Here is a 19,099-nt window from a genome sequence, read left to right on the forward strand (position 1 = left end):
CGAGGGGTCAGCGCGTCCCCGAGATCTTCGCGCTTCCCAGCACGAGATCGCCTTCGGTCGCGTCGGTGCGGTACAGCACGACGACCTGCCCCGGCGCGACCCCGCGCAGTGGCTCGCGAAGCTGGATGGTCACCTCGTCACCGGAAACCTCCGCGACGGCCTCGACGATCCCGCCGTGCGCGCGCACCTGCACGACGCATTCGGTGGGGCCGTCCAGCGGCCGCTCGCTCGGCCAGATCGGGCGATCAGCCTCGATCACGTTCACGCCGAGGTCCCGCGCGGAACCGACCTTCACGGTGCCCGAAACCGGCTCCAGCGAGAGCACGTAACGCGGCCGTCCGTCCGGCGCCGGCGCTTCGATGCCGAGTCCCTTGCGCTGCCCGACGGTGAAGCCGTGCACGCCGGTGTGCTCACCGAGCACGGCGCCGGTCTCGGCGTCGACGAGCTGCCCGGGACGCTGACCGAGCCGCTTCTCCAGGAAGCTCTTCGTGTCGCCGTCCGGGATGAAGCAGATGTCGTGGCTGTCCGGCTTCTTCGCCACCGACAGACCACGGCTCGCGGCCTCGGCGCGCACGTCGGTCTTCCATGAATCGCCCAGCGGGAACAGCGAATGCCGCAGCTGCTCCGGGGTCAGCGACGCCAGGACGTACGACTGGTCCTTGCCGGTGTCGACGCTGCGCCGCAGCTCCGGGACACCATCCACAAGGGACAGACGGGCGTAGTGCCCGGTGGCGACGGCGTCGAACCCGAGCGCCATCGCCTTGTCCAGCAACGCCTCGAACTTGATCTTCTCGTTGCAGGTGACGCACGGGTTCGGTGTCCGGCCGGCGGCATACTCGCCGACGAAGGTTTCGATGACCTCTTCGGTGAAGCGCTCGGCGAAGTCCCAGATGTAGAAGGGGATTCCGAGGATGTCGGCGGCGCGGCGCGCGTCGCCGGAGTCCTCGATCGTGCAGCAGCCACGGGATCCGGTGCGTAGCGTGCCGGGCTTCGCCGACAGCGCCAGGTGCACGCCGACGACCTCGTGCCCGGCGTCCACGGCGCGCGCGGCGGCCACCGCCGAGTCCACTCCCCCGCTCATCGCGGCCAGTACGCGCATCTTCCTCACACCTCTTGCTTCTGCGTCTGCTTGCGCATTCCGGCGAGTCCCGCCTGCCTCGCCCTGTCGACGACGCCCGCGATCTCCCTCGAAACCGCTTCAACGTCTTCCGGTGCCGAGGTATGCCCGAACGAGAACCGCAGCGACCCGCGCGCGGCCGCGGGTTCGGCACCCATGGCCAGCAGCACGTGGCTCGGCTGCGCGACACCCGCCGTGCACGCCGATCCAGTGGAACATTCGATGCCCTTCGCGTCCAAGAGCATCAACAGGCTGTCACCCGCGCAACCGGGGAAGGTGAAGTGGGCGTGCGTCGGCAGGCGCTCGCCCTCGCCGCCGTTGAGCACCGCGTCCGGCACCTCGCGCCGGACCGCCTCGATCAGGTCGTCCCGCAGCTCGGCGACGCGTTTGGCGTACTCCTCGCGGCCTTCGACAGCGGCCTTCACCGCCGTCGCGAACGCGATCACCGCGGGCACGTCGAGGGTGCCCGAACGCACGCTGCGCTCCTGGCCTCCACCGTGCAGGACCGGCACGCACGCGGTGTCGCGCCCGAGCAGCAGCGCGCCGACGCCGTACGGGCCGCCCAGTTTGTGCGCGGTGAGGGTCAGCGCGGCGGCGCCGCTCTCGGCGAAGTCGACCGGCACCGCGCCGACGGCCTGGACGGCGTCGGTGTGCAGCGGGATCTCGTGCTCGGCGCAGACCGCGGCGAGTTCGGCGATCGGGTTGACCGTGCCGACCTCGTTGTTCGCCCACATCACGGTGACCAGCGCGACCGTCTCGGGGCTTTCGCCGATGGCGGCGCGCAGCGACTCCGGGGTCACCCGGCCCGCCTGGTCGACCTCGACCCAGACGATCTCGGCGCCCGCGTGCTGCTCCAGCCACTCGACCGACTCGAGGACGGCGTGGTGCTCGACGGTGCTGCACAGCACCCGGCGGCGCTCCGGGTCCTCGCCGTTGCGGGCCCAGAAGATGCCCTTGACCGCGAGGTTGTCGCTCTCCGTGCCACCGGCTGTGAAGATCACCTCGGACGGCCGGGCGCCCAGCGCCTCCGCGATCACCTCGCGGGCTTCTTCGACCCGGCGGCGGGCCCGGCGTCCCGAGGAATGCAGCGCGGAGGCGTTGCCCACTGTGGACAGCGCCTCGGACATCGCCGCTACGGCTTCGGGCAACATCGGGGTGGTCGCCGCGTGGTCGAGATAGGTCATCGCCATATCAGGGTAGACCGCTCCGGGGCGTGACGAAGCCCACCCTGGTCACCGGGTGGCGGCGCTCATATCGGACGGCCACCGGCCGGTCAGCCGCATCCCGAGCAGCGCGATGCCGGTCAGCAGCACGGAAAGCACCAAGATCGCCACCGAAGGCTCCTTCGCCGACGCCAGCGAAGCGAGCAGAACCCCGCCCAAACCGATGGTCAGGGCCGATCCGACCCAGTCACCGAGCTGCAGTGCCGAGGTGTTGAACCCGCGTTCGGCCTCCGGCGAGTAGCGGAGCAGCAGGACCGAGATCGCGGGCATCGCGATGCCCATCCCGGAGCCGCCGACAGCCGACGCCACGAACGCCATCCAGCCGGGGAACGAAGGCAGCGTGACGAAGACGAAGATCGCCAAACCGGCCGCGACCAGCGCGAATCCGGTCCGCAGGGACGCTTCACGCGACCAGTCGAGCATGCGGCCCTGCAGCATCGACCCCGCGGACCAGCCCAGCGCGGTCACCGTCAGCGGCAGCCCGGCCAGCGCGGGGCTGTACCCGTGGACCTCGGTCATCGTGAGCGGCAGATAGGCCTCCATCCCGGCGTACGCGCCCGCGATCAGCGCGCGCGACGCGATCACTGTCGGCAACCCCGGCCGCGACGTCAGCGTCCCGGCGGGCAGGAGTTTGCGGAGCGCGTACGCGAGGGCGACCAGACCGGCGCCGCCATAGACCAGCGCGGCGAGGGACGGGTGCTGCGCCGCCCAGGTGAGCGCGGCGACGCCGAGGGCGGCGACCACCCCGGGCACGACCCCGGCGCGGCGCGCGGACTCGCCCGGCGCGTGCCGGGGCAGCTTGCGCGTGACGACGACCAGCAGCGCGAGCCCGATCCCGGTCAGCGGGATCAATCCCAGGAACACCCAGCGCCACCCGGCGCTCACGGTCACCACTCCCGCGATCGAGGGCCCGATCACCGCGGGCAGCACCCACGCGGCGGCGTTGGCGGCGTAGATCACCGGGCGTTCGCGGTCGCTGAAGGTGAGCGCGATCAGCAGCGACACCGACACCAGCAGGAGACCGGAACCGAAGCCCTGCAGGCCCCTGCCGAGCAGGAGCAGCGGCATGTCGTGCGCGAGCCCCGCGACCAGGAGCCCGGCGGCGAACAACGCGGTACCGGCCAGCAGCGCGGGCGCCGGGCCCTTGCGGTCGCCGAGGCGTCCGGAAAGGACGGTCGCGACCACGCTGGCGACCAGGAACGTGGTGAACGGCCAGGCGTACAGCGCGAGGCCGTCGAGGTCGGCCACCATCGTCGGCATCGCGGTGGCGACGCCCATGCTCTCGAACGCGATGAGCGTGACCATGAGCAGCAGCCCGATGGTGGTCACGCGGTGCTCAGGTGTCCAGAGCACGCCCTTCGGCTTGGCCTTGTCCCCAGTGATCGTCATGCGACGAGCCTGCAACCTCCAGCTCGGTGGAGGTCAAGCGCCGACGGACTCCAGCCGCAGCTCCCGCGCCAGCACCGCGGCCTCGCCACGTGACGTGACTTCCAGCTTCCCCAGGATCTTCCGCACGTGGAACTTCACCGTGTGCTCGGTCAGTGCCAGCTCTTCGGCGATCTGCCGGTTCCGCTTCCCGCGCGCGATCCCGGCGAGGACTTCGAGTTCACGCGGGTTCAGCCGGTCCAGCGGACGGAGTTCCGGCGTTTCCTGGACGCCCAGCGGCAGGACGGCGGTGATCGTGGCGCCCCAGCCGGGTACCGCGTCGACCTCCCAGCTGCCGCCGAGCGGGGTGATCCGCTCGGTGAGACCGGTGGCGGGCACGGCTCGGGCGACGTCCGGGCCGTCGTCGCGCACGGTGACCCGGAGACTCTGCCCCTCGATCCGCCAGGACGCCCGGACGCGGGTGCTGCCCCGTTCCAGGGCGGCGAGCACGAGACCGCGGGAGACCGTGCGCGCGGTGTGCGCGATGTCCTGCGGGAGCGGGCGTTCGTCGCCGGGCCCGGCGAGGTCGACGGTCACGTCGTCGTGGCGCACCAAGGGATCCAGCTGCACGACGAGGGTGTCGAACGCCGACGACGCCGGTTCCGCCGAGAGTTCCTGATCGCGGTCGGCGACCGAGCGCAGTTCGACCAGCGCGGCCGCGGCGAGGTCGGTCGCGGTCTGCCGGGCGGCGGCGTCGCCGAGCCTCCGGGACCGGAGCACCGAAAGCAACGACGTCAGGGTGGTGGCGTGGGTCTGCCCCAGATCGGTGATCGCCCGCGCCCGCGCGGTCGCCGCCGCGATGTTGCTCTCCAGGACGGCGGGCTCGGGGTCGGTGGCGCGCTGGGCGGCGTTCACGCTGACGATGTCCCACAGCTTGGCGACGATCTCGAGCGCGCTGTCCGCGGGCGCGTCCTCGGTGGGGACGAGCGCGATCATCGCGCCCTTGCCGATCACCGGCGCCGAGGTCAGGACGACGAGTTTCCGGCGTTTCCCGCCGAGCGTCTCCTCGGTCACCACGGCCTTCCCTGGGACGCCGAGCGCGGCGAGCCGCTGAAGCTCGGCGCTCGTGACCGCGCCGGTGATCGCCGGGTCGCCGTCGACCTTGATCGGCAGGCGGGAGCAGTCACCGGTCTCCATGGCGGCGGCGCGGTGCGGCAGGACGGCCGCGGCCGTCGCGGAGAAACGCGGCAGGAGTTCGGGGCGCGGAGCGGCGAGCATGTACTCGACCTGGCTCAGCACGTGCAGCGGATCCATGACTCCACAGTAGGCGCGTCCCGGCGCGGGGACGCTGCTCTCCCGGCTAGTGAACACTGCTCGTCCGACTGGTTCGGGCGGGGCTGGGACGCCGGTTGACTGATCGCAGCGAAGAAATCCGATAGGAGTGCACATGCGAGCGATCACCATCACCCAGTACGGCGAACCGGACGTCCTGCGGCCGGCCGAGGTCCCGCTGCCGGAGCCCGGCCGGGGTCAGGTGCGGGTCGCGGTCAAGGCGGCTGGCGTCAACCCGATCGACTGGAAGATCCGGTCAGGGGCCATGGCGGAGGTCCGCCCGGTCGAATTCCCGCACATCCTCGGCCTGGAACTGGCGGGCGTCGTGGACGCGGTGGGCGAAGGCGCCGGATTCGCCGTCGGGGACGAGGTCTTCGGCTGGTCCGACACCGGGGCGTACGCGGAGTACGCGCTGGCGACCAACGTCATCCGCAAACCCGCCGGGCTTTCGTGGCCCGAAGCCGCCGCGCTGCCCATCGCCGGTGAGACGGCGTTGCGGGTGCTGGGCGAACTCGAGGTCAAGCCGGGCGAGACGGTCGTGATCCATGGCGCGAGCGGTCAGGTCGGCCGGATCGCGACGCAGGCCGCCGTCGCGCTCGGCGCCACGGTCGTCGGGCTCGCCGGGTCCTCGTCACTGGACGAGGTGAAGGCACTCGGCGCGAGGCCGGTCCAGTACGGCGACGGCTGGGTGGAACGCGTGCGCGCGGTGGCCCCGGACGGCGTGGACGCGGTGTTCGACGCGGCCGGCTTCGGCGTGCTGGGGGATTCCGTCGCACTGCTCGGTTCACCCGGCCGGCTGATCACCATCGCGGACCCGGCGGCTTACGCCCAGGGGCTGAAGTTCTCGGCTGGCGGGGAGGAAAGCGCGGCGGTGCTCGAGGATCTCGTCGCGCGGGGGCTGAAGCTGAAGCCGGGGTCGAGTTACGCGCTCGCCGACGCCGCCGAGGCGCACCGGGAGAGCGCGACCGGGCACGCGGGCGGGAAGATCACGCTGACGCTCTAAAGCCTCGTGAGTGACGAAGGGCGTGACTCGCGTGCTTGGAGCCGGAACTCGCGTGGCTGGGCGCCGCACTCCGAGTTCCGGCTTCGATCACGCGAGATCCGGCTTCCATCACGCGAGTGCGGTGTCGCGCCACCCGCTCAGGGGCCGGGCACCTTCGCGACCGGGGCGGGAGCGGGCACCGGAGCCGGGATCGTGACCGGACGGCGGCGCCGCTGCGCCGGGATCTGCACCCGGCCGAGTGCCGCCTGCACCGCGGATTCGGACAGCGCGGCCAGTTCCCGCCGGTCCGAAGCGCGACCCGGCGCGATCTCCGGGCACACGTGCACCTCCAGCACCAGTCCGCGCAAAGCGGCGACCCGCCGCAGCGAGGCGATGAGCGACTCCGGCCCGATGAACGCCGGCCGCGTCGTCTCCCGCCCGTCGGCGAGCCGGAACCGCAGCGCGAGCGGCCGCACCGGGACACCGCCGTCGATCGCGGCCTGGAAGGTCGCCGGGCGGAACCGGCCCGAACCCAGACCGCACCAGGTGGTGCCTTCCGGCGTCACGCTGACGAGTGACCCGCCGCGCATCGCGTCGGCGAGTCCGTCCATCGTCGCGGGCAGGCTTCGCAGGTTCTCCCGGTCGAGGAAGATGCTGCCGCCGCGGCGCACCAGCGGGCCGAGCACCGGCCAGGCGCCGACCTCCTTCTTGGCGAGCGCCCGCATCGGCTGGACGGCGTTGACCGCGATGATGTCCAGCCACGAGATGTGGTTGTTCACCACGAGCGCGCCACGGCCGGGCACGGCACGGAACCGTTCGTCGCCGAGGACGCGCAACTTCACCCCGAAGGACTTCAAAATGCCCGCGAAAAGCAGGCGCACCAACCGTTCCCGGGATTCGCCGCGCAGCACGAGCACCAGCGGCGCGGTCAGGAAGGCGCCGAAGATGACACCGATCGCCGCGGCGAACCGCAGGACGCGCCGGGGGAACGCCACAGTCGGCGCCCCTTCGGTCAGGCAGCCGTCACCGCACGGCGACTTCGGCATCCAGGCGTGACTCATCCCTGCACTCCCAGGAAGAACTTGAGGTACCGCTCGTCGACGTTGTGCAGATCCAGCAGGACGAAGAAGTCCGCGACACCGAAATCCGCGTCGAGCGCGGGCGGGCCGTAGATTTTCGCGCCCAGGCGCGTGTAGCCCTTGATGAGCGGCGGGAGAATCGCGCGGGCGGGCCGCTCGATCCTTTCGGTCGGCCACGGGTTCAGTGGAGTCACGCGGAGCGACTCGTCCGCGTAGTGCTTGGCGCGCAGGACATCCCAGACGCCCGCCGCGTATCCCCCGCCGTCGGTCAGCGGCACGGACGCGCAGCCCGCCAGGTACCGGTGACCGGCCAGCAGCATGTAGCGCCCGATCCCCGCCCAGACGAGGCTCACCACGGCACCACTGCGATGGTCGGGGTGCACGCACGAACGGCCCGTCTCGACCAGCGAAGAACGTAGTGAATCGAGCGCCGTGAGGTCGAATTCGCTGTCGGAATACAGCTTTCCCGCCCGCGCGGCCCGGTCGGGCGGCAGCATCCGGTACGTGCCCACGATCTCGCCGGTGTTGTCGTCCCGCACCACGAGGTGATCGCAGAACTCGTCGAAGTAGTCGACGTCGAGGCCGGGTTCGGGAGAATTGAGCGTCGCACCCATTTCCTCGGCGAAAACCTGATGACGAAGACGTTGCGCGGCAACGACTTCTTCGTTTCCGTTCGCCACGAGGAGGGAGTAACGCGGCGAGTCGGCCGGGAGTTCGACACCTGCCTGGTCAGTACTGACGAGGAGCTGTGACGTCGTCATGACCCAGGTCTACCGCCCGGGGGATACCAACGACGATGCGCCCGATGGCCGAATAGTGCACGTTCAGTTAATTGCGGGTTCTCAGGCTTCTCTCAGGGTGAAACATCACTTCCGGGTCACAGAAAAGGGGCCGCCCGGGAAATGATCCCGGGCGGCCCCGCTTCGAACGAGGACTCAGCCCTTGCGCTTCTGGACCTCTTCGGTCAGCTGCGGCGCGACGTTGAACAGGTCGCCGACCACACCGAAGTCGGCGATCTCGAAGATCGGTGCCTCGGCGTCCTTGTTGACCGCGATGATGGTCTTCGAGGTCTGCATACCCGCGCGGTGCTGGATCGCGCCGGAGATGCCCAGCGCGATGTACAGCTGCGGCGAGACCGTCTTACCGGTCTGTCCGACCTGGAACTGCGCCGGGTAGTAGCCCGAGTCGACGGCGGCGCGGGAAGCACCGACGGCGGCACCGAGCGAGTCGGCGAGCGTCTCGACGACATCGAACTTGTCGGCCGAGCCGACACCGCGGCCACCGGAGACGACGACCGAGGCCTCGGTCAGCTCCGGCCGGTCGCCGCCGACGATCGGCTCGACGCCGGTGATCCTGGCGGACTTGGCCGGGTCGCCCGCGGGTACCTCGACGGTCTCCTCGGCGGCCGCGCCGTCGGCCGGGGTCGCCTCGACCGCGCCGGGGCGGACCGAGATGACCGGGGCACCCTTGGTGGCCTTGGACTTGACGGAGAACGCGCCACCGAAGATGGACTGGTCGACGCTGCCGTCGCCGTTCACGCCGACGGCGTCGTACAGCAGACCGGAGCCGAGGCGGACCGCGACCCGGGCGGACACCTCCTTGCCCTCGGCGCTGGCCGCGACGAGCACGGCGGCCGGGGAGGTCCGCTCCGCGAGCGCGGTGAGGACGTCCACCTTCGGGGTGACCAGGAAGCCGGTGGCGTTGTCGCCCTCGGCGACGTACACCTTGGCGGCGCCGTGCGCGGCGAGGGCTTCCTTCGCCTTGGCGGCGGTGCCGGTCGGGCCGACGACGACCGCGGACGGCTCACCCAGTTCACGAGCGGCGGTCAGCAGCTCGAGAGTGACCTTCTTGACTTCACCGTCGACGTGGTCGACGAGGACGAGTACTTCAGCCATTTCCCTATTCCTCCTCGAAACCTGTCTCAGATGAGCTTCTGCGCAACCAGGTAGGCGGCCACCTTGCTGCCGCCGTCACCCTCGTCCTCGACGCGCTCACCGGCGGTGCGCGGCGGCTTCGGGGAGGCTTCGAGCACGGACGACCAGGCGTTGCCGAGGCCGACCTCGGCCGCGTCGACACCCAGGTCGGCGACGGTCAGCGTCTCGACCGGCTTCTTCTTGGCCGCCATGATCCCCTTGAAGGAGGGGTAGCGCGGCTCGTTGATCTTCTCGCCGACGCTCACCACCGCGGGCAGGTTCGCCTCGAGGTGCGTGACGCCGTCCTCGGTGTAGCGGTCGGCCTTGATCGACGTGCCGTCGACGGTCAGCTCGTTCACGTGGGTCAGCTGCGGCAGGCCGAGCAGCTCGGCGATGATCGCCGGCACGGCGCCACCGCGACCGTCGGAGGCCTCGTTACCGGTGATGACGAGGTCGAAGCCTTCGACCTTCGAAATCGCGGCGGCCAGCACCTTGGCGGTGGCGATCGCGTCGGAGCCGTGAAGAGCCTCGTCGGAGACGTGGATGGCCTTGTCGGCGCCCATGGACAGCGCCTTGCGGATCGCGTCGGTCGCACGGTCGGGACCCACCGAGACGACGGTGACCTCGCCCTCGCCGGCTTCCTTGATCTTCAGGGCTTCTTCGACGGCCTTCTCGTTGATCTCGTCGAGCACGGCGTCGGCGGATTCGCGGTCAAGAGTGTTGTCGGCACCGGAGAGCTTCCGCTCCGAGTAGGTGTCCGGTACCTGCTTGACCAGGACAACGATGTTCGTCATGGGTCTACTTCGACCTCCCGTTAGTGGCCGGCGTCGGCCACGGGGCAACAGCTCTACTGGCCGGTAGATTAGGGCCATTTCAGCGCCGCGGCCCGCCGAGGTGACCTCATTCACCTGGATGCACGTTTTAATGGGACCATCGTCCAGGTATTTCACCCGGAAGTGAGTGTAACCGGCCGACTAACCCGAACGGCCGTATTCCGGGGTACTCCCCGCGAGGGTGACGGGCTAACCTGCCCCACCATGCGTTCCATGCCCGGCTCCGTCGCCGTGATCACGGACTCGACCGCCTGTCTTCCCGCCCCGGTCGCCGAACGCTGGGGAATCGGCGTCGTTCAGGTCCAACTGCAGGTCGGAGACCAGTTCGACGAAGAGAACCGCTACGACCGCGAGGAAATCATCGGCCATCTGCGTGCCGGAACGCCGGTGAAGACGGCGCCACCCGAGGTCGCCGCGTTCTTCTGGGCCTTCCAGGACGCCGCGAGCAAAGGCGCCTCCGCGATCGTCAGCGTCCACATCTCGGGGCGGATGTCGGAGACGGTGAACGCCGCCCGTGAGGCCGCCCAGCAGGTGAACATCCCGGTCCACGTCCTCGACAGCGGGACCACCGGGATGAGCCTCGGTTTCGCGGCGACCTCGGCGGCCAAGGTCGCCGCCGCCGGCGGGCAGGCCACCCGGGTCATCGACGCGGCCGAACGCCGGTTCCGCGGCAGCCGGGAGATCCTCTACGTCGACACGCTGGAGTTCCTGCGCCGCGGCGGCCGGATCGGCGCCGCGCAGGCGTTCCTCGGTTCGGCGTTCTCGATCAAACCCCTGCTGACGCTGAAGAACGGCGAGGTCGCCCCGCTGACCAGGGTGCCCGGTCAGCGGCGGGCGCTCAACAAACTCGTCGACCTCGCGGTGGACTGCGCGGGCGACCAGGACGTCGAGATCGCCATCACCCGGTTCGGCCCGGACGAACGCGACCTCGAAATCGGCGGGCGGCTGCGGGCGCGGCTGCCGCATATGGTCGACAGCACCCTGGTCGACGCCAGCATGATCCTCGGCGCCCACCTCGGTCCGGGCGCCATCGGCATCACGGTGTCGCCGGTCTAGTACCTGGCAGCGCAAGTAGGCGACCAGTTGCGGGCGAGCCGAAGTAACCGGCCGGTAGGGTCGCGGCGTGACCACCCCAGCCACCAGGGCCGAAGCGCTGCACCTCACCGGTGAACGCACCGTGCCGGGCATCGCCGAGGAAAACTATTGGTACCGCCGCCACGAGGCCGCGTATCAAAAGCTCCTGCCGCTGTGCGAAGGCAAGACGGTCCTGGAGGCGGGCTGCGGCGAGGGCTACGGCGCCGGGCTCATCGCCACCGTCGCCGAGCGGGTGCTCGCCCTCGACTACGACGTCCCCACCACCGAGCACGTCGCCCGCCGCTACCCCGGCATCGGCGTGGCCAGGGCGAACCTGGTGTTCCTGCCACTGCGGGACGCCTCGGTCGACGTCGTCGCCAACTTCCAGGTGATCGAGCACCTCTGGGACCAGGGCGCCTTCCTCGCCGAATGCCGGCGCGTCCTCTCCCCCGGCGGACGGCTGATCGTCACCACGCCCAACCGGCTGACCTTCACCCCGGACAGCGACACCCCGCTCAACCCGTTCCACACCAGGGAACTCGCACCGTCCGAATTGGACGAACTGCTGCGCGAAGCCGGTTTCGAGGTCGAGACGCTGCACGGTCTCCACCACGGTGAAGGCGTGAAGAAGCTCGACGCCAAGTACGGCGGCTCGATCATCGACGCCCAGCTCGACGTCGTCATGGGGCAGCTGCCCGGGCAAGCGACCTGGCCCGCGGAGCTGCTCGCCGACGTCGAAGGCATCCAGGCCGCGGACTTCGCCGTCCACGGCGAAGACCTCGACGCCAGCCTCGACCTCGTGGCCGTGGCGGTGCGCCCATGAGCGAGTACGAGGGCACGTTCTGCCTCGTCGTGCACAGCCATCTGCCGTGGCTGCCGCACCATGGGTCCTGGCCGGTCGGCGAAGAATGGCTCTACCAGGCGTGGGCGCATTCCTATCTGCCGATGGTCGATCTCCTGCGCCGCTTCGCCGACGAAGGACGCGAAGACGTCCTTACCCTCGGGATGACGCCGATCCTCGCCGCCCAGCTGGACGACCCGTACTGCATCGACGCCTTCCACGACTGGCTCGGCCACTGGCAGCTGCGCTCCTGGCACGCGTCCACGCTGTGGCGCGGCGATCCGTTGCTGCGCGAACTCGCCGCGAGCGAGTACCGGACGGCGCTGAAGGCATCGGAAGAACTCGAAACGCGCTGGCGTCACGGATTCTCACCGATCCTTCGGTCCTTTGTGGACAAGGGGACGATCGAACTGCTCGGCGGCCCGCTGGCGCATCCGTTCCAGCCGCTGCTCGACCCGGCGGTCCGTGACTTCATGCTGCGCGGCGGCCTGGCCGACACCGCGCTGCGGATCGGACGGCGCCCCGAAGGCATCTGGGCCCCTGAATGCGGTTACGCGCCCGGCATGGAAGCCGGGTACGCGGCCGCGGGAGTCCAGCGGTTCATGGTCGACGGGCCGTCCCTGCACGGCGACACCTCGGCGGCGCGGACCGTCGGCGATTCCGACGTCGTCTGCTTCGGCCGGGATCTCGAAGTCACGTACCGCGTCTGGTCACCGAAGGCCGGGTACCCCGGCCACGCCGCCTATCGCGACTTCCACACCTGGGCGCACGAAGTCGGCCTCAAGCCGTCGCGGGTGACCGGCAAGACCGTCGAGCCGCCGGACAAGGCACCCTACGACCCGGCGATGGCGGCGGGCACGCTCGGCGGCCACGTCCAGGACTTCGTCGACACCGTCGTCGCCCGCCTGCGCTCGCTCAAGGCCGAGCACGGACGCGAGTCACTCGTCGTCGCGGCCTACGACACGGAACTGTTCGGGCACTGGTGGCACGAGGGACCGGCCTGGCTCGAAGGCGTCCTGCGCGCGCTGCCCGAGGCGGGCGTCCGCGTCACCACGCTCAAGGGCGCGCTCGAAGCCGGCCACCTCGGCGGGAAGGTGGACCTCCCGGCGTCGTCGTGGGGCTCGGGCAAGGACTGGCGGGTCTGGGACGGCGAGCAGGTCGCCGACATGGTGCGGGACAACACCGCGCTGCAGCACCGGATGCTCGACATGGTCTCCGGGATGGACACCACGACGCGGGACTCCGTCCGCGACCAGGCCGTCGCCGAGGCGATGCTGGCGCTTTCGAGCGACTGGGCGTTCATGGTCACCAAGGATTCCGCCGCCGACTACGCCCGGCGGCGGGCGAGGGTGCACACCGAGCGGTTCGACACGCTCGCCGGGATGCTCCGCGAAGGAGCACTCGACCGGGCGCGGGAGACCGCGTCCGCGTTCCGGCGCGACGACGGACCGTTCGGCCACGTCGACGCGCGTGACCTGCTGAGGAAATGACGAAAGGGAATCATGGGGATCCACGACATTCCACTGAAGACGCTCGCCGGTGAGGACACGACGCTCGGCGCGCTCGAAGGCAAGACGCTGCTGGTGGTGAACGTGGCGTCGAAATGCGGCCTGACACCGCAGTACACCGGACTGGAGAAGCTGCAGGAACGTTACGCGGACAAGGGTTTTTCCGTCGTCGGGTTTCCGTGTAACCAATTCGCGGGCCAGGAGCCCGGCACGGCCGAGGAGATCCAGACCTTCTGCTCGACGACATACGGGGTTTCGTTCCCGCTGTTCGAAAAGCTGGACGTGAACGGGGAAACCCGTCACCCGCTCTACGCCGAACTGACCAAGGCGGCCGACGCGGAAGGCGCCGCCGGCGACGTGCAGTGGAACTTCGAGAAGTTCCTCGTCGCCCCGTCCGGCGAGGTGGTGGGACGATTCCGCCCGCGCACCGAACCCGAAGACGAAGTGATCACCAGGGCGATCGACGCCGCGATCGGCGGCTGACTTTCGATTTTCCCGAGACGGGCGGGTTTCCGGAGACTCCGGAAACCCGCCCGTTCCCTTTCCGGAGAAGCAGGGACCAAGTCTCTGATATACCCCGGCCCGCTCGCACGATGGACAGTGGATCGATCACAAAGCCTTGCCACACAAGGAAAACTTTGCGACCGACAGTGAAGCGGTCTACCCGTTTGCACTATGGCGCCACCACGGGAACCGGAGAAGACTCGCTCGGCGGGGCTCCCTGCAATCCATCCGAAATCGCGGGAAAGTGTGGCCGACGTGATCGAAAACAATATGATCCCGGATGAATTCCTCTCACTGGCGAGTGTGCAGGCGGCCGAGGAGGACGCACTGCTCTCGAAACAGAACGTCGTGGGTGTCGCGCTCGGCACCAAATGGGCGGGCGGGCGGGACACCGGTGAGAAGGCGATCACCGTTCTGGTCGACACGAAGATGCCGCACGAGATGCTCCGTGACGACGACCTCGTGCCCGCGACACTGGCCGGGGTACCCACCGACGTCCAGGAAGTCGGGGTGATCCAGGCGGGCCGCAGCATCGCGGCGCCGAGAGTGAACGGCGCCGCCACGATGGTCGACGAGCCACCGGCTCCGACGCTCGCCCGCCCCGACGAGCTCGCCCGTGAACAGGTCGGCCCGTTCACCCTAGCCAGGCGGTTCCGCCCGGCGTTCGGCGGGCTGAGCGTCGGCCACTTCAAGATCACCGCAGGCACCTACGGCACCGCCGTCTACGACGCCACGGCGCTGCCCGGCAAACCGCCCAGGTACTACATCCTGAGCAACAACCACGTGCTGGCGAACTCCAACGCCGCCGCCATCGGCGACCCGATCCTGCAGCCCGGCCCGTTCGACGGCGGTGCCGTCCCCGCCGACGTCATCGCCAGGCTGAGCCGGTTCGTACCGATCAAGTTCATCCAGCCCGGGCAGCCGGTGCCGGTGAACTTCGTCGATGCCGCGATCGCGGAGGGCCAGTTCCACGACCTCGACCGGCGGATCTTCTGGGTCGGCGAGCTCAAGGGCACCAACGTGGCACCTCCGGTCGGCACGCTCGTGCAGAAGACCGGCCGGACCACGAACTGGACGACCGGGCGGATCACGAACATCAACGCCACCGTCGACGTGAACTACGGCGGCGGCAAGGTGGCCCGGTTCGCGCAGCAACTGCTGACCACCGACATGTCGGCCGGTGGCGACTCGGGCAGCCTCGTGGCGGACCTGCGCGAGAACGCCGTCGGCCTCCTGTTCGCGGGTTCACCGGTGGTCACCGTGATCAACCGGATCACGCTGGTCGAGGCCGCGCTCGGGATCAGGGTGCATCCGTAGTGGCCGACGACGTAGCCGATGTCGACGCCGCTCTGGCCGCAGCGTCGCGGTGGCTCGACGACGTCCCCGGAGTGGTCGGGGTCGGGCAGGGCGAGGCCGAGGGAGCACCCACGATCGACGTGTGGATGACCCCCGGCCACGATCCCGCCCGGCTGCCTTCCCGGCTGCTGGGGGTGCCTGTCCGGGTCCGGGACTCGGGCGGGCCGGTGGCGGCTCAGCCGGACTGACCCGCCTCGATGACCGCGCGATTGCGGGCGGCGACGGGCGCCGAGTCCGCCTTCACCACCCGCCGGTCGTAGGTGAGCAGGCCGTTGACCTCGTTCTCGACGTCGGTGATCTGGGTGTAGATCGCGCCGGAAAGGCCGGTTCCGGGAATGAGCCGTTCGAGGTGTTCGCTGACCTCGGCATAGCGCTTGGTCAGCTGTGCCGAGGTCAGTGTCATTTCGTAGGCTTGGGGTTCCCCCGGCCAACAGTGCTCGTCGAGGACCAGGCCGAGGCCGCCGTACTCACCGTCGACGATCACCCTGTGGTCCTTCACCGCGGGTTTTCCCGGCCCGACGTAGGTGTGGTCGTCGTAGACGTCACCCGCGCCGGCGTCCGGCCGGGAGAAGCAGCAGTTCACCCCGCTGTTCGCGACGACGTGCCTGGTCGGGTCGAGCTCCTTCACCAGTTTCGCGATCCGCGCCGTGTCGAATTCGCCCCAGCCCTCGTTGAACGGCACCCAGCCGACGATCGAGGTCACCCCGCGCAACTGCTCGACCATCTCGGTCAGTTCCGCTTCGAACCTCGCCCGCGCCTCCGGGACCGGGTCGGGCGCGATGCCGGGCGGGCCGTCGAAGGAGACGGTGAGCGACGGCATGTCCTGCCAGACGAGCAGGCCCAGCCTGTCCGCCCAGTGATACCAGCGCTCCGGCTCGACCTTGACGTGCTTGCGGACGAAGTTGAAGCCGAGTTCCTTGGTCTTCTCCAAGTCGAACCGCAACGCCTCGTCGGTAGGAGCGGTGTAGATCCCGTCAGGCCAGTAACCCTGGTCGAGCGGGCCGTGGAGGAAGGTGATCCGGCCGTTGAGCGCGATCCTCGGCCTGCCTTCGGCGTCGGTGACCGTCCCGATCGTGCGGAGTCCGGTGTAGGACCCGACGACGTCGAGCCGGTTGCCGCTCTCGTCGAGCAAGCGGACCTCGAGGTCGTAGAGATACGGGTCGTCCGGCGTCCACAGACGCGGCGAAGGCACCTCCGCGCGCAACCGTCGTCCCGCGTCCCCCGCGACACGTGTCACCTCCGGGCCATCCGGTTCGCTGACGATCAGCTCCACGCGGGCGCCGCCTGTGACCTTGGGCACAACCGTCACTCCTTCGAGATCCGGGGTCACCTGGAGATCCCGGACGTGCGCGGACGGCACCGGCTCCAGCCAGACGGTCTGCCAGATACCCGACGCGGGGGTGTAGAAGATCCCTTTCGCGTCGTTCCGCTGCTTGCCGACGGGGTGTGTCGAGGCATCGGTCCGATCCGTCGCGCGGACGGTCAGTTCCTGCGATCCCGAGGGGCGCAGCACGTCGGTGATGTCCGCGCTGAAGGCCGTGTACCCGCCTTCGTGGACGGCCACCTCCTGGTTGTTGACCCAGACCGTCGCGGACTGGTCGACGGCGCCGAAGTGGAGCACCACGCGCTGACCGTCCCATCCGGACGGGACCTGGAAAACCTTGCGGTACCAGAGGGTTTCGTCGTGCCGCCCGATTCCGGAGAGCGCCGACTCCGGCGGGTACGGCACCAGGATCCGCTCGCCGTATCCGTTCCCGCCGGGCGAGCCGTCGCCCGCGTACTCCCAGACGCCGTTGAGGTTCAGCCAGCGTTCGCGGACCAGCCGCGGACGCGGGTACTCCGGCAGCGCGTCGCCGGGTCCGACCTTTGCGGACCACGGCGTCGACAGCACCGGTTCGACGGGCTTGAAGGCCGGTCCGGCCGCGTTCACCGAGGAGGTCATCGACCCGATGGTGGCAAAGATCGCCGCCCCTGTCGCCCTCGCCCGGCTCCACCGGTGGGCGTGATCGCCCCGTCCCGGCGACGACCGACTCACGAGTAACCTCCACCCATGCGCGTGCTGATGTTGTCGTGGGAGTACCCACCCGTGGTCGTCGGCGGACTCGCACGGCACGTCCACGCCCTGGCCAGGCATCTCGCCCGGCAGGGGCACGACGTGGTCGTCCTGTGCCGTCACACGGCGGGCACCGACGCCGAGACCCATCCGAGGACCGATCGCGTGGTCGAGGGCGTCCGGATCATCCGGGTCGCCGAGGATCCGATGCACGTGACCTTCGAACGGGACCTCGTCGCGTGGACGCTGGCCATGGGACACGCGATGGTCCGCGCCGCCACCGACCTGCTGCGCACCTGGCAGCCGGACGTCGTGCACGCGCACGACTGGCTGGTCACCCATCCCGCGATCGCCATCGCGGAGGCCGGGCGGGTGCCGCTGGTCGGCACGATCCACGCCACCGAGGCCGGGCGGCACTCCGGCTGGCTCTCGCATCCGCTGAACCAGCAGGTTCACTCCGTGGAATGGTGGCTCGCGAACCGCTCGGACGCGCTGATCACCTGTTCGCAGGCCATGCGCCGTGAGGTGGCGCACCTGTTCGAGGTCGACGGCGACGCGGTGACCGTGATCCACAACGGCATCGAGGAACGCACGTGGCAGGTGCCCGCGGAAGAGGTCGCGCACGCGCGCGAGGTCTACAGTCCCTCCGGCGCGCCGCTGCTGCTCTACTTCGGACGGCTGGAATGGGAGAAGGGCGTGCAGGACCTGCTCGCCGCGCTCCCCCGGATCCGCCGCGCCAAACCGGGGACGCGGCTGGTCGTCGCGGGCAAGGGCAGGCATCTGGAGGAACTGGTCGGCCAGGCCCGCAAGCTGCGCGTCCGCCGCGCGGTGGACTTCGTCGGGCACCTGTCCGATCGCGAACTGCGTGCCGTGCTGGCCGCGGCCGACGCCGTCGTGCTGCCCAGCCGGTACGAACCGTTCGGGATCGTCGCGCTGGAGGCGGCCGCCGCGAAGGCGCCGCTGGTGGCTTCGACCGCGGGCGGGCTCGGCGAGGTCGTCGTCGACGGCGAGACCGGCCTGGCGTTCAGCCCCGGCGACGTCGACGCCCTCGGGGACGCCGTCGAAGCGGTGCTGGACGACGAGGTCGCCGCCGCCCGGCGAGCGCTGACCGCGCAGTCGCGCCTGGCCGCGGACTTCGACTGGGGGCGGATCGCCGAGGCGACCGTCGCGGTCTACCGGCGGGCGCGGGTCGGTGAGCCGGTGGAACTGGGGCGGCCGAAGATCGCGACGGGCAACGCCTTCGAGCCGTAAACCTCCGCATTCAGGTGACTAAACGCGGTGGGGCGCGTTGCGATTCGGGCTCGCGCCGAACGCCGACGAGAGGTGAGTGGGGAAGATTCCGGACGTTGAACGTCCGGAATCTTCCCCACTCGGCGGTCTGCCCCGGGGTGCTTTATCCGCCTGAGGTACATGAAGGCCCCCTTTCTTGCGCCAGGCGCTGTGAAGGACCCCTTCATGTACTCGGGAAGGCATGAAGGCCGAGTTTCTTCGGGAAAGCCATCGCATTCAGGTGACTAAACGCGGTGGGGCGGAGGGGGAACCCGGTACGTCGGGGGAACCGGATCCCCCCTCCACGCATGTCGCGGGTCGCGAGGGGCGCGACCCCCGGGTCTGCTTTAGGTGACGAAGATCAGAAGTGGCAGGGCCGGACACAGTCCGGCTGCACCGAGACCCCGGCCGAGGCGGACACCGCGGGGGCGGCGAGGGCGACGGCGAGGACGGCGAAGGCTGCGGCCAAGACGGTTCTCAACTGCTTCTTCATGGTGGCTCCTCGGGGAAACGGGCGGAATTCCCACCCGGCGCCGAGCATCCACGCGACCCGTCGTCGAAACAACGGGGGTATCACCAGGTACCCCTACCTATTCGCGGTCCGTGACCGGTTCGACCCTTTCCGCGCGGGATTCAAGTCCGTGAAGGCC

Annotated in this window: 18 protein-coding genes; 8 read left to right on the forward strand and 10 right to left on the reverse strand. The window is 69.9% G+C overall.

Going from position 1 to position 19,099, the window contains the following annotated elements; all coding sequences use genetic code 11:
- Window positions 1–7: 7 nt before the first annotated feature.
- From mnmA to H074_RS18800, 4 genes are read right to left on the reverse strand one after another with little or no spacing between them, the layout of a single operon-like run.
- Window positions 8–1,099: a tRNA 2-thiouridine(34) synthase MnmA gene (mnmA, locus tag H074_RS18785; RefSeq protein ID WP_007031626.1), complete on the reverse strand. Its 1,092-nt coding sequence runs from the start codon at window positions 1,097–1,099 to the stop codon at window positions 8–10.
- Between the two features lie 5 nt (window positions 1,100–1,104).
- Window positions 1,105–2,301, reverse strand: a complete 1,197-nt coding sequence (locus H074_RS18790) for a cysteine desulfurase family protein (protein WP_039922876.1) — start codon at window positions 2,299–2,301, stop codon at window positions 1,105–1,107.
- Window positions 2,302–2,349: 48 nt separating this feature from the next.
- On the reverse strand, window positions 2,350–3,744 hold the full coding sequence (locus H074_RS18795; protein WP_268744767.1) for an MFS transporter: 1,395 nt from the start codon (window positions 3,742–3,744) through the stop codon (window positions 2,350–2,352).
- 18 nt (window positions 3,745–3,762) lie between these two features.
- Complete coding sequence (locus tag H074_RS18800) at window positions 3,763–5,019, reverse strand: helix-turn-helix transcriptional regulator (RefSeq protein ID WP_007031629.1); 1,257 nt, start codon at window positions 5,017–5,019, stop codon at window positions 3,763–3,765.
- A 133-nt stretch (window positions 5,020–5,152) separates the two neighbouring features.
- Between H074_RS18800 and H074_RS18805 the strand changes: the two genes are divergently transcribed.
- Window positions 5,153–6,040, forward strand: coding sequence for an NADP-dependent oxidoreductase (locus H074_RS18805; protein ID WP_007031630.1), 888 nt, complete (start codon window positions 5,153–5,155; stop codon window positions 6,038–6,040).
- Window positions 6,041–6,177: 137 nt separating this feature from the next.
- Here H074_RS18805 and H074_RS18810 read toward each other — a convergent pair whose 3' ends face one another.
- The 4 genes from H074_RS18810 to H074_RS18825 form a co-directional block, all read right to left on the reverse strand.
- Complete coding sequence (locus H074_RS18810; protein WP_039922775.1) at window positions 6,178–7,080, reverse strand: lysophospholipid acyltransferase family protein; 903 nt, start codon at window positions 7,078–7,080, stop codon at window positions 6,178–6,180.
- Window positions 7,077–7,859 (reverse strand): GNAT family N-acetyltransferase, encoded by a 783-nt coding sequence (locus H074_RS18815; RefSeq protein ID WP_007031632.1) that lies wholly within the window; start codon window positions 7,857–7,859, stop codon window positions 7,077–7,079. The genes H074_RS18810 and H074_RS18815 overlap by 4 nt, the downstream gene beginning before the upstream one ends.
- Before the next feature lie 174 nt (window positions 7,860–8,033).
- Window positions 8,034–8,993 (reverse strand): electron transfer flavoprotein subunit alpha/FixB family protein, encoded by a 960-nt coding sequence (locus H074_RS18820; protein ID WP_007031633.1) that lies wholly within the window; start codon window positions 8,991–8,993, stop codon window positions 8,034–8,036.
- Between the two features lie 26 nt (window positions 8,994–9,019).
- Window positions 9,020–9,805: an electron transfer flavoprotein subunit beta/FixA family protein gene (locus H074_RS18825; protein ID WP_007031634.1), complete on the reverse strand. Its 786-nt coding sequence runs from the start codon at window positions 9,803–9,805 to the stop codon at window positions 9,020–9,022.
- Window positions 9,806–10,048: 243 nt separating this feature from the next.
- Between H074_RS18825 and H074_RS18830 the strand changes: the two genes are divergently transcribed.
- From H074_RS18830 to H074_RS18855, 6 genes are all read left to right on the forward strand, one after another.
- Window positions 10,049–10,900, forward strand: coding sequence for a DegV family protein (locus H074_RS18830; protein WP_007031635.1), 852 nt, complete (start codon window positions 10,049–10,051; stop codon window positions 10,898–10,900).
- 67 nt (window positions 10,901–10,967) lie between these two features.
- Window positions 10,968–11,741, forward strand: coding sequence for a class I SAM-dependent methyltransferase (locus tag H074_RS18835; RefSeq protein WP_007031636.1), 774 nt, complete (start codon window positions 10,968–10,970; stop codon window positions 11,739–11,741).
- On the forward strand, window positions 11,738–13,249 hold the full coding sequence (locus H074_RS18840) for a 1,4-alpha-glucan branching protein domain-containing protein (protein ID WP_007031637.1): 1,512 nt from the start codon (window positions 11,738–11,740) through the stop codon (window positions 13,247–13,249). Before H074_RS18835 ends, H074_RS18840 begins: the two co-directional genes overlap by 4 nt.
- Window positions 13,250–13,261: 12 nt before the next feature.
- Window positions 13,262–13,750 (forward strand): glutathione peroxidase, encoded by a 489-nt coding sequence (locus H074_RS18845; RefSeq protein ID WP_007031638.1) that lies wholly within the window; start codon window positions 13,262–13,264, stop codon window positions 13,748–13,750.
- Window positions 13,751–14,026: 276 nt separating this feature from the next.
- Window positions 14,027–15,088 carry a chymotrypsin family serine protease gene (locus tag H074_RS18850; RefSeq protein ID WP_039922879.1) on the forward strand — a complete coding sequence of 354 codons (1,062 nt, stop codon included), beginning with the start codon at window positions 14,027–14,029 and terminating at the stop codon, window positions 15,086–15,088.
- Window positions 15,088–15,315, forward strand: a complete 228-nt coding sequence (locus tag H074_RS18855) for a hypothetical protein (RefSeq protein WP_007031640.1) — start codon at window positions 15,088–15,090, stop codon at window positions 15,313–15,315. Before H074_RS18850 ends, H074_RS18855 begins: the two co-directional genes overlap by 1 nt.
- On the opposite strand, the gene H074_RS18860 is transcribed toward H074_RS18855, so the two are convergent.
- On the reverse strand, window positions 15,303–17,069 hold the full coding sequence (locus H074_RS18860) for a glycoside hydrolase family 2 protein (protein WP_039922777.1): 1,767 nt from the start codon (window positions 17,067–17,069) through the stop codon (window positions 15,303–15,305). The genes H074_RS18855 and H074_RS18860 overlap by 13 nt on opposite strands.
- A 108-nt stretch (window positions 17,070–17,177) precedes the next feature.
- Between H074_RS18860 and H074_RS18865 the strand changes: the two genes are divergently transcribed.
- Window positions 17,178–18,431 carry a glycosyltransferase family 4 protein gene (locus H074_RS18865; protein ID WP_007031642.1) on the forward strand — a complete coding sequence of 418 codons (1,254 nt, stop codon included), beginning with the start codon at window positions 17,178–17,180 and terminating at the stop codon, window positions 18,429–18,431.
- Window positions 18,432–18,810: 379 nt separating this feature from the next.
- Here H074_RS18865 and H074_RS42085 read toward each other — a convergent pair whose 3' ends face one another.
- Window positions 18,811–18,942: a hypothetical protein gene (locus H074_RS42085; RefSeq protein WP_268744768.1), complete on the reverse strand. Its 132-nt coding sequence runs from the start codon at window positions 18,940–18,942 to the stop codon at window positions 18,811–18,813.
- Window positions 18,943–19,099: the final 157 nt, after the last annotated feature.

Origin of the sequence: Amycolatopsis decaplanina DSM 44594, assembly GCF_000342005.1 — a bacterium.
GTDB classification, from domain to species: Bacteria; Actinomycetota; Actinomycetes; order Mycobacteriales; family Pseudonocardiaceae; genus Amycolatopsis; species Amycolatopsis decaplanina.

Excerpts from the sequence above, each read along its gene's own strand:
- H074_RS18845 (WP_007031638.1), top strand. The coding sequence starts at position 13,262 with ATGGGGATCCACGACATTCCACTGAAGACGCTCGCCGGTGAGGACACG.
- H074_RS18825 (WP_007031634.1), bottom strand. The coding sequence starts at position 9,805 with ATGACGAACATCGTTGTCCTGGTCAAGCAGGTACCGGACACCTACTCG.
- H074_RS42085 (WP_268744768.1), bottom strand. The coding sequence starts at position 18,942 with ATGAAGAAGCAGTTGAGAACCGTCTTGGCCGCAGCCTTCGCCGTCCTC.
- H074_RS18810 (WP_039922775.1), bottom strand. The coding sequence starts at position 7,080 with ATGAGTCACGCCTGGATGCCGAAGTCGCCGTGCGGTGACGGCTGCCTG.
- H074_RS18820 (WP_007031633.1), bottom strand. The coding sequence starts at position 8,993 with ATGGCTGAAGTACTCGTCCTCGTCGACCACGTCGACGGTGAAGTCAAG.
- mnmA (WP_007031626.1), bottom strand. The coding sequence starts at position 1,099 with ATGCGCGTACTGGCCGCGATGAGCGGGGGAGTGGACTCGGCGGTGGCC.
- H074_RS18805 (WP_007031630.1), top strand. The coding sequence starts at position 5,153 with ATGCGAGCGATCACCATCACCCAGTACGGCGAACCGGACGTCCTGCGG.
- H074_RS18865 (WP_007031642.1), top strand. The coding sequence starts at position 17,178 with ATGCGCGTGCTGATGTTGTCGTGGGAGTACCCACCCGTGGTCGTCGGC.
- H074_RS18800 (WP_007031629.1), bottom strand. The coding sequence starts at position 5,019 with ATGGATCCGCTGCACGTGCTGAGCCAGGTCGAGTACATGCTCGCCGCT.
- H074_RS18830 (WP_007031635.1), top strand. The coding sequence starts at position 10,049 with ATGCGTTCCATGCCCGGCTCCGTCGCCGTGATCACGGACTCGACCGCC.
- H074_RS18860 (WP_039922777.1), bottom strand. The coding sequence starts at position 17,069 with ATGACCTCCTCGGTGAACGCGGCCGGACCGGCCTTCAAGCCCGTCGAA.
- H074_RS18840 (WP_007031637.1), top strand. The coding sequence starts at position 11,738 with ATGAGCGAGTACGAGGGCACGTTCTGCCTCGTCGTGCACAGCCATCTG.
- H074_RS18790 (WP_039922876.1), bottom strand. The coding sequence starts at position 2,301 with ATGACCTATCTCGACCACGCGGCGACCACCCCGATGTTGCCCGAAGCC.
- H074_RS18815 (WP_007031632.1), bottom strand. The coding sequence starts at position 7,859 with ATGACGACGTCACAGCTCCTCGTCAGTACTGACCAGGCAGGTGTCGAA.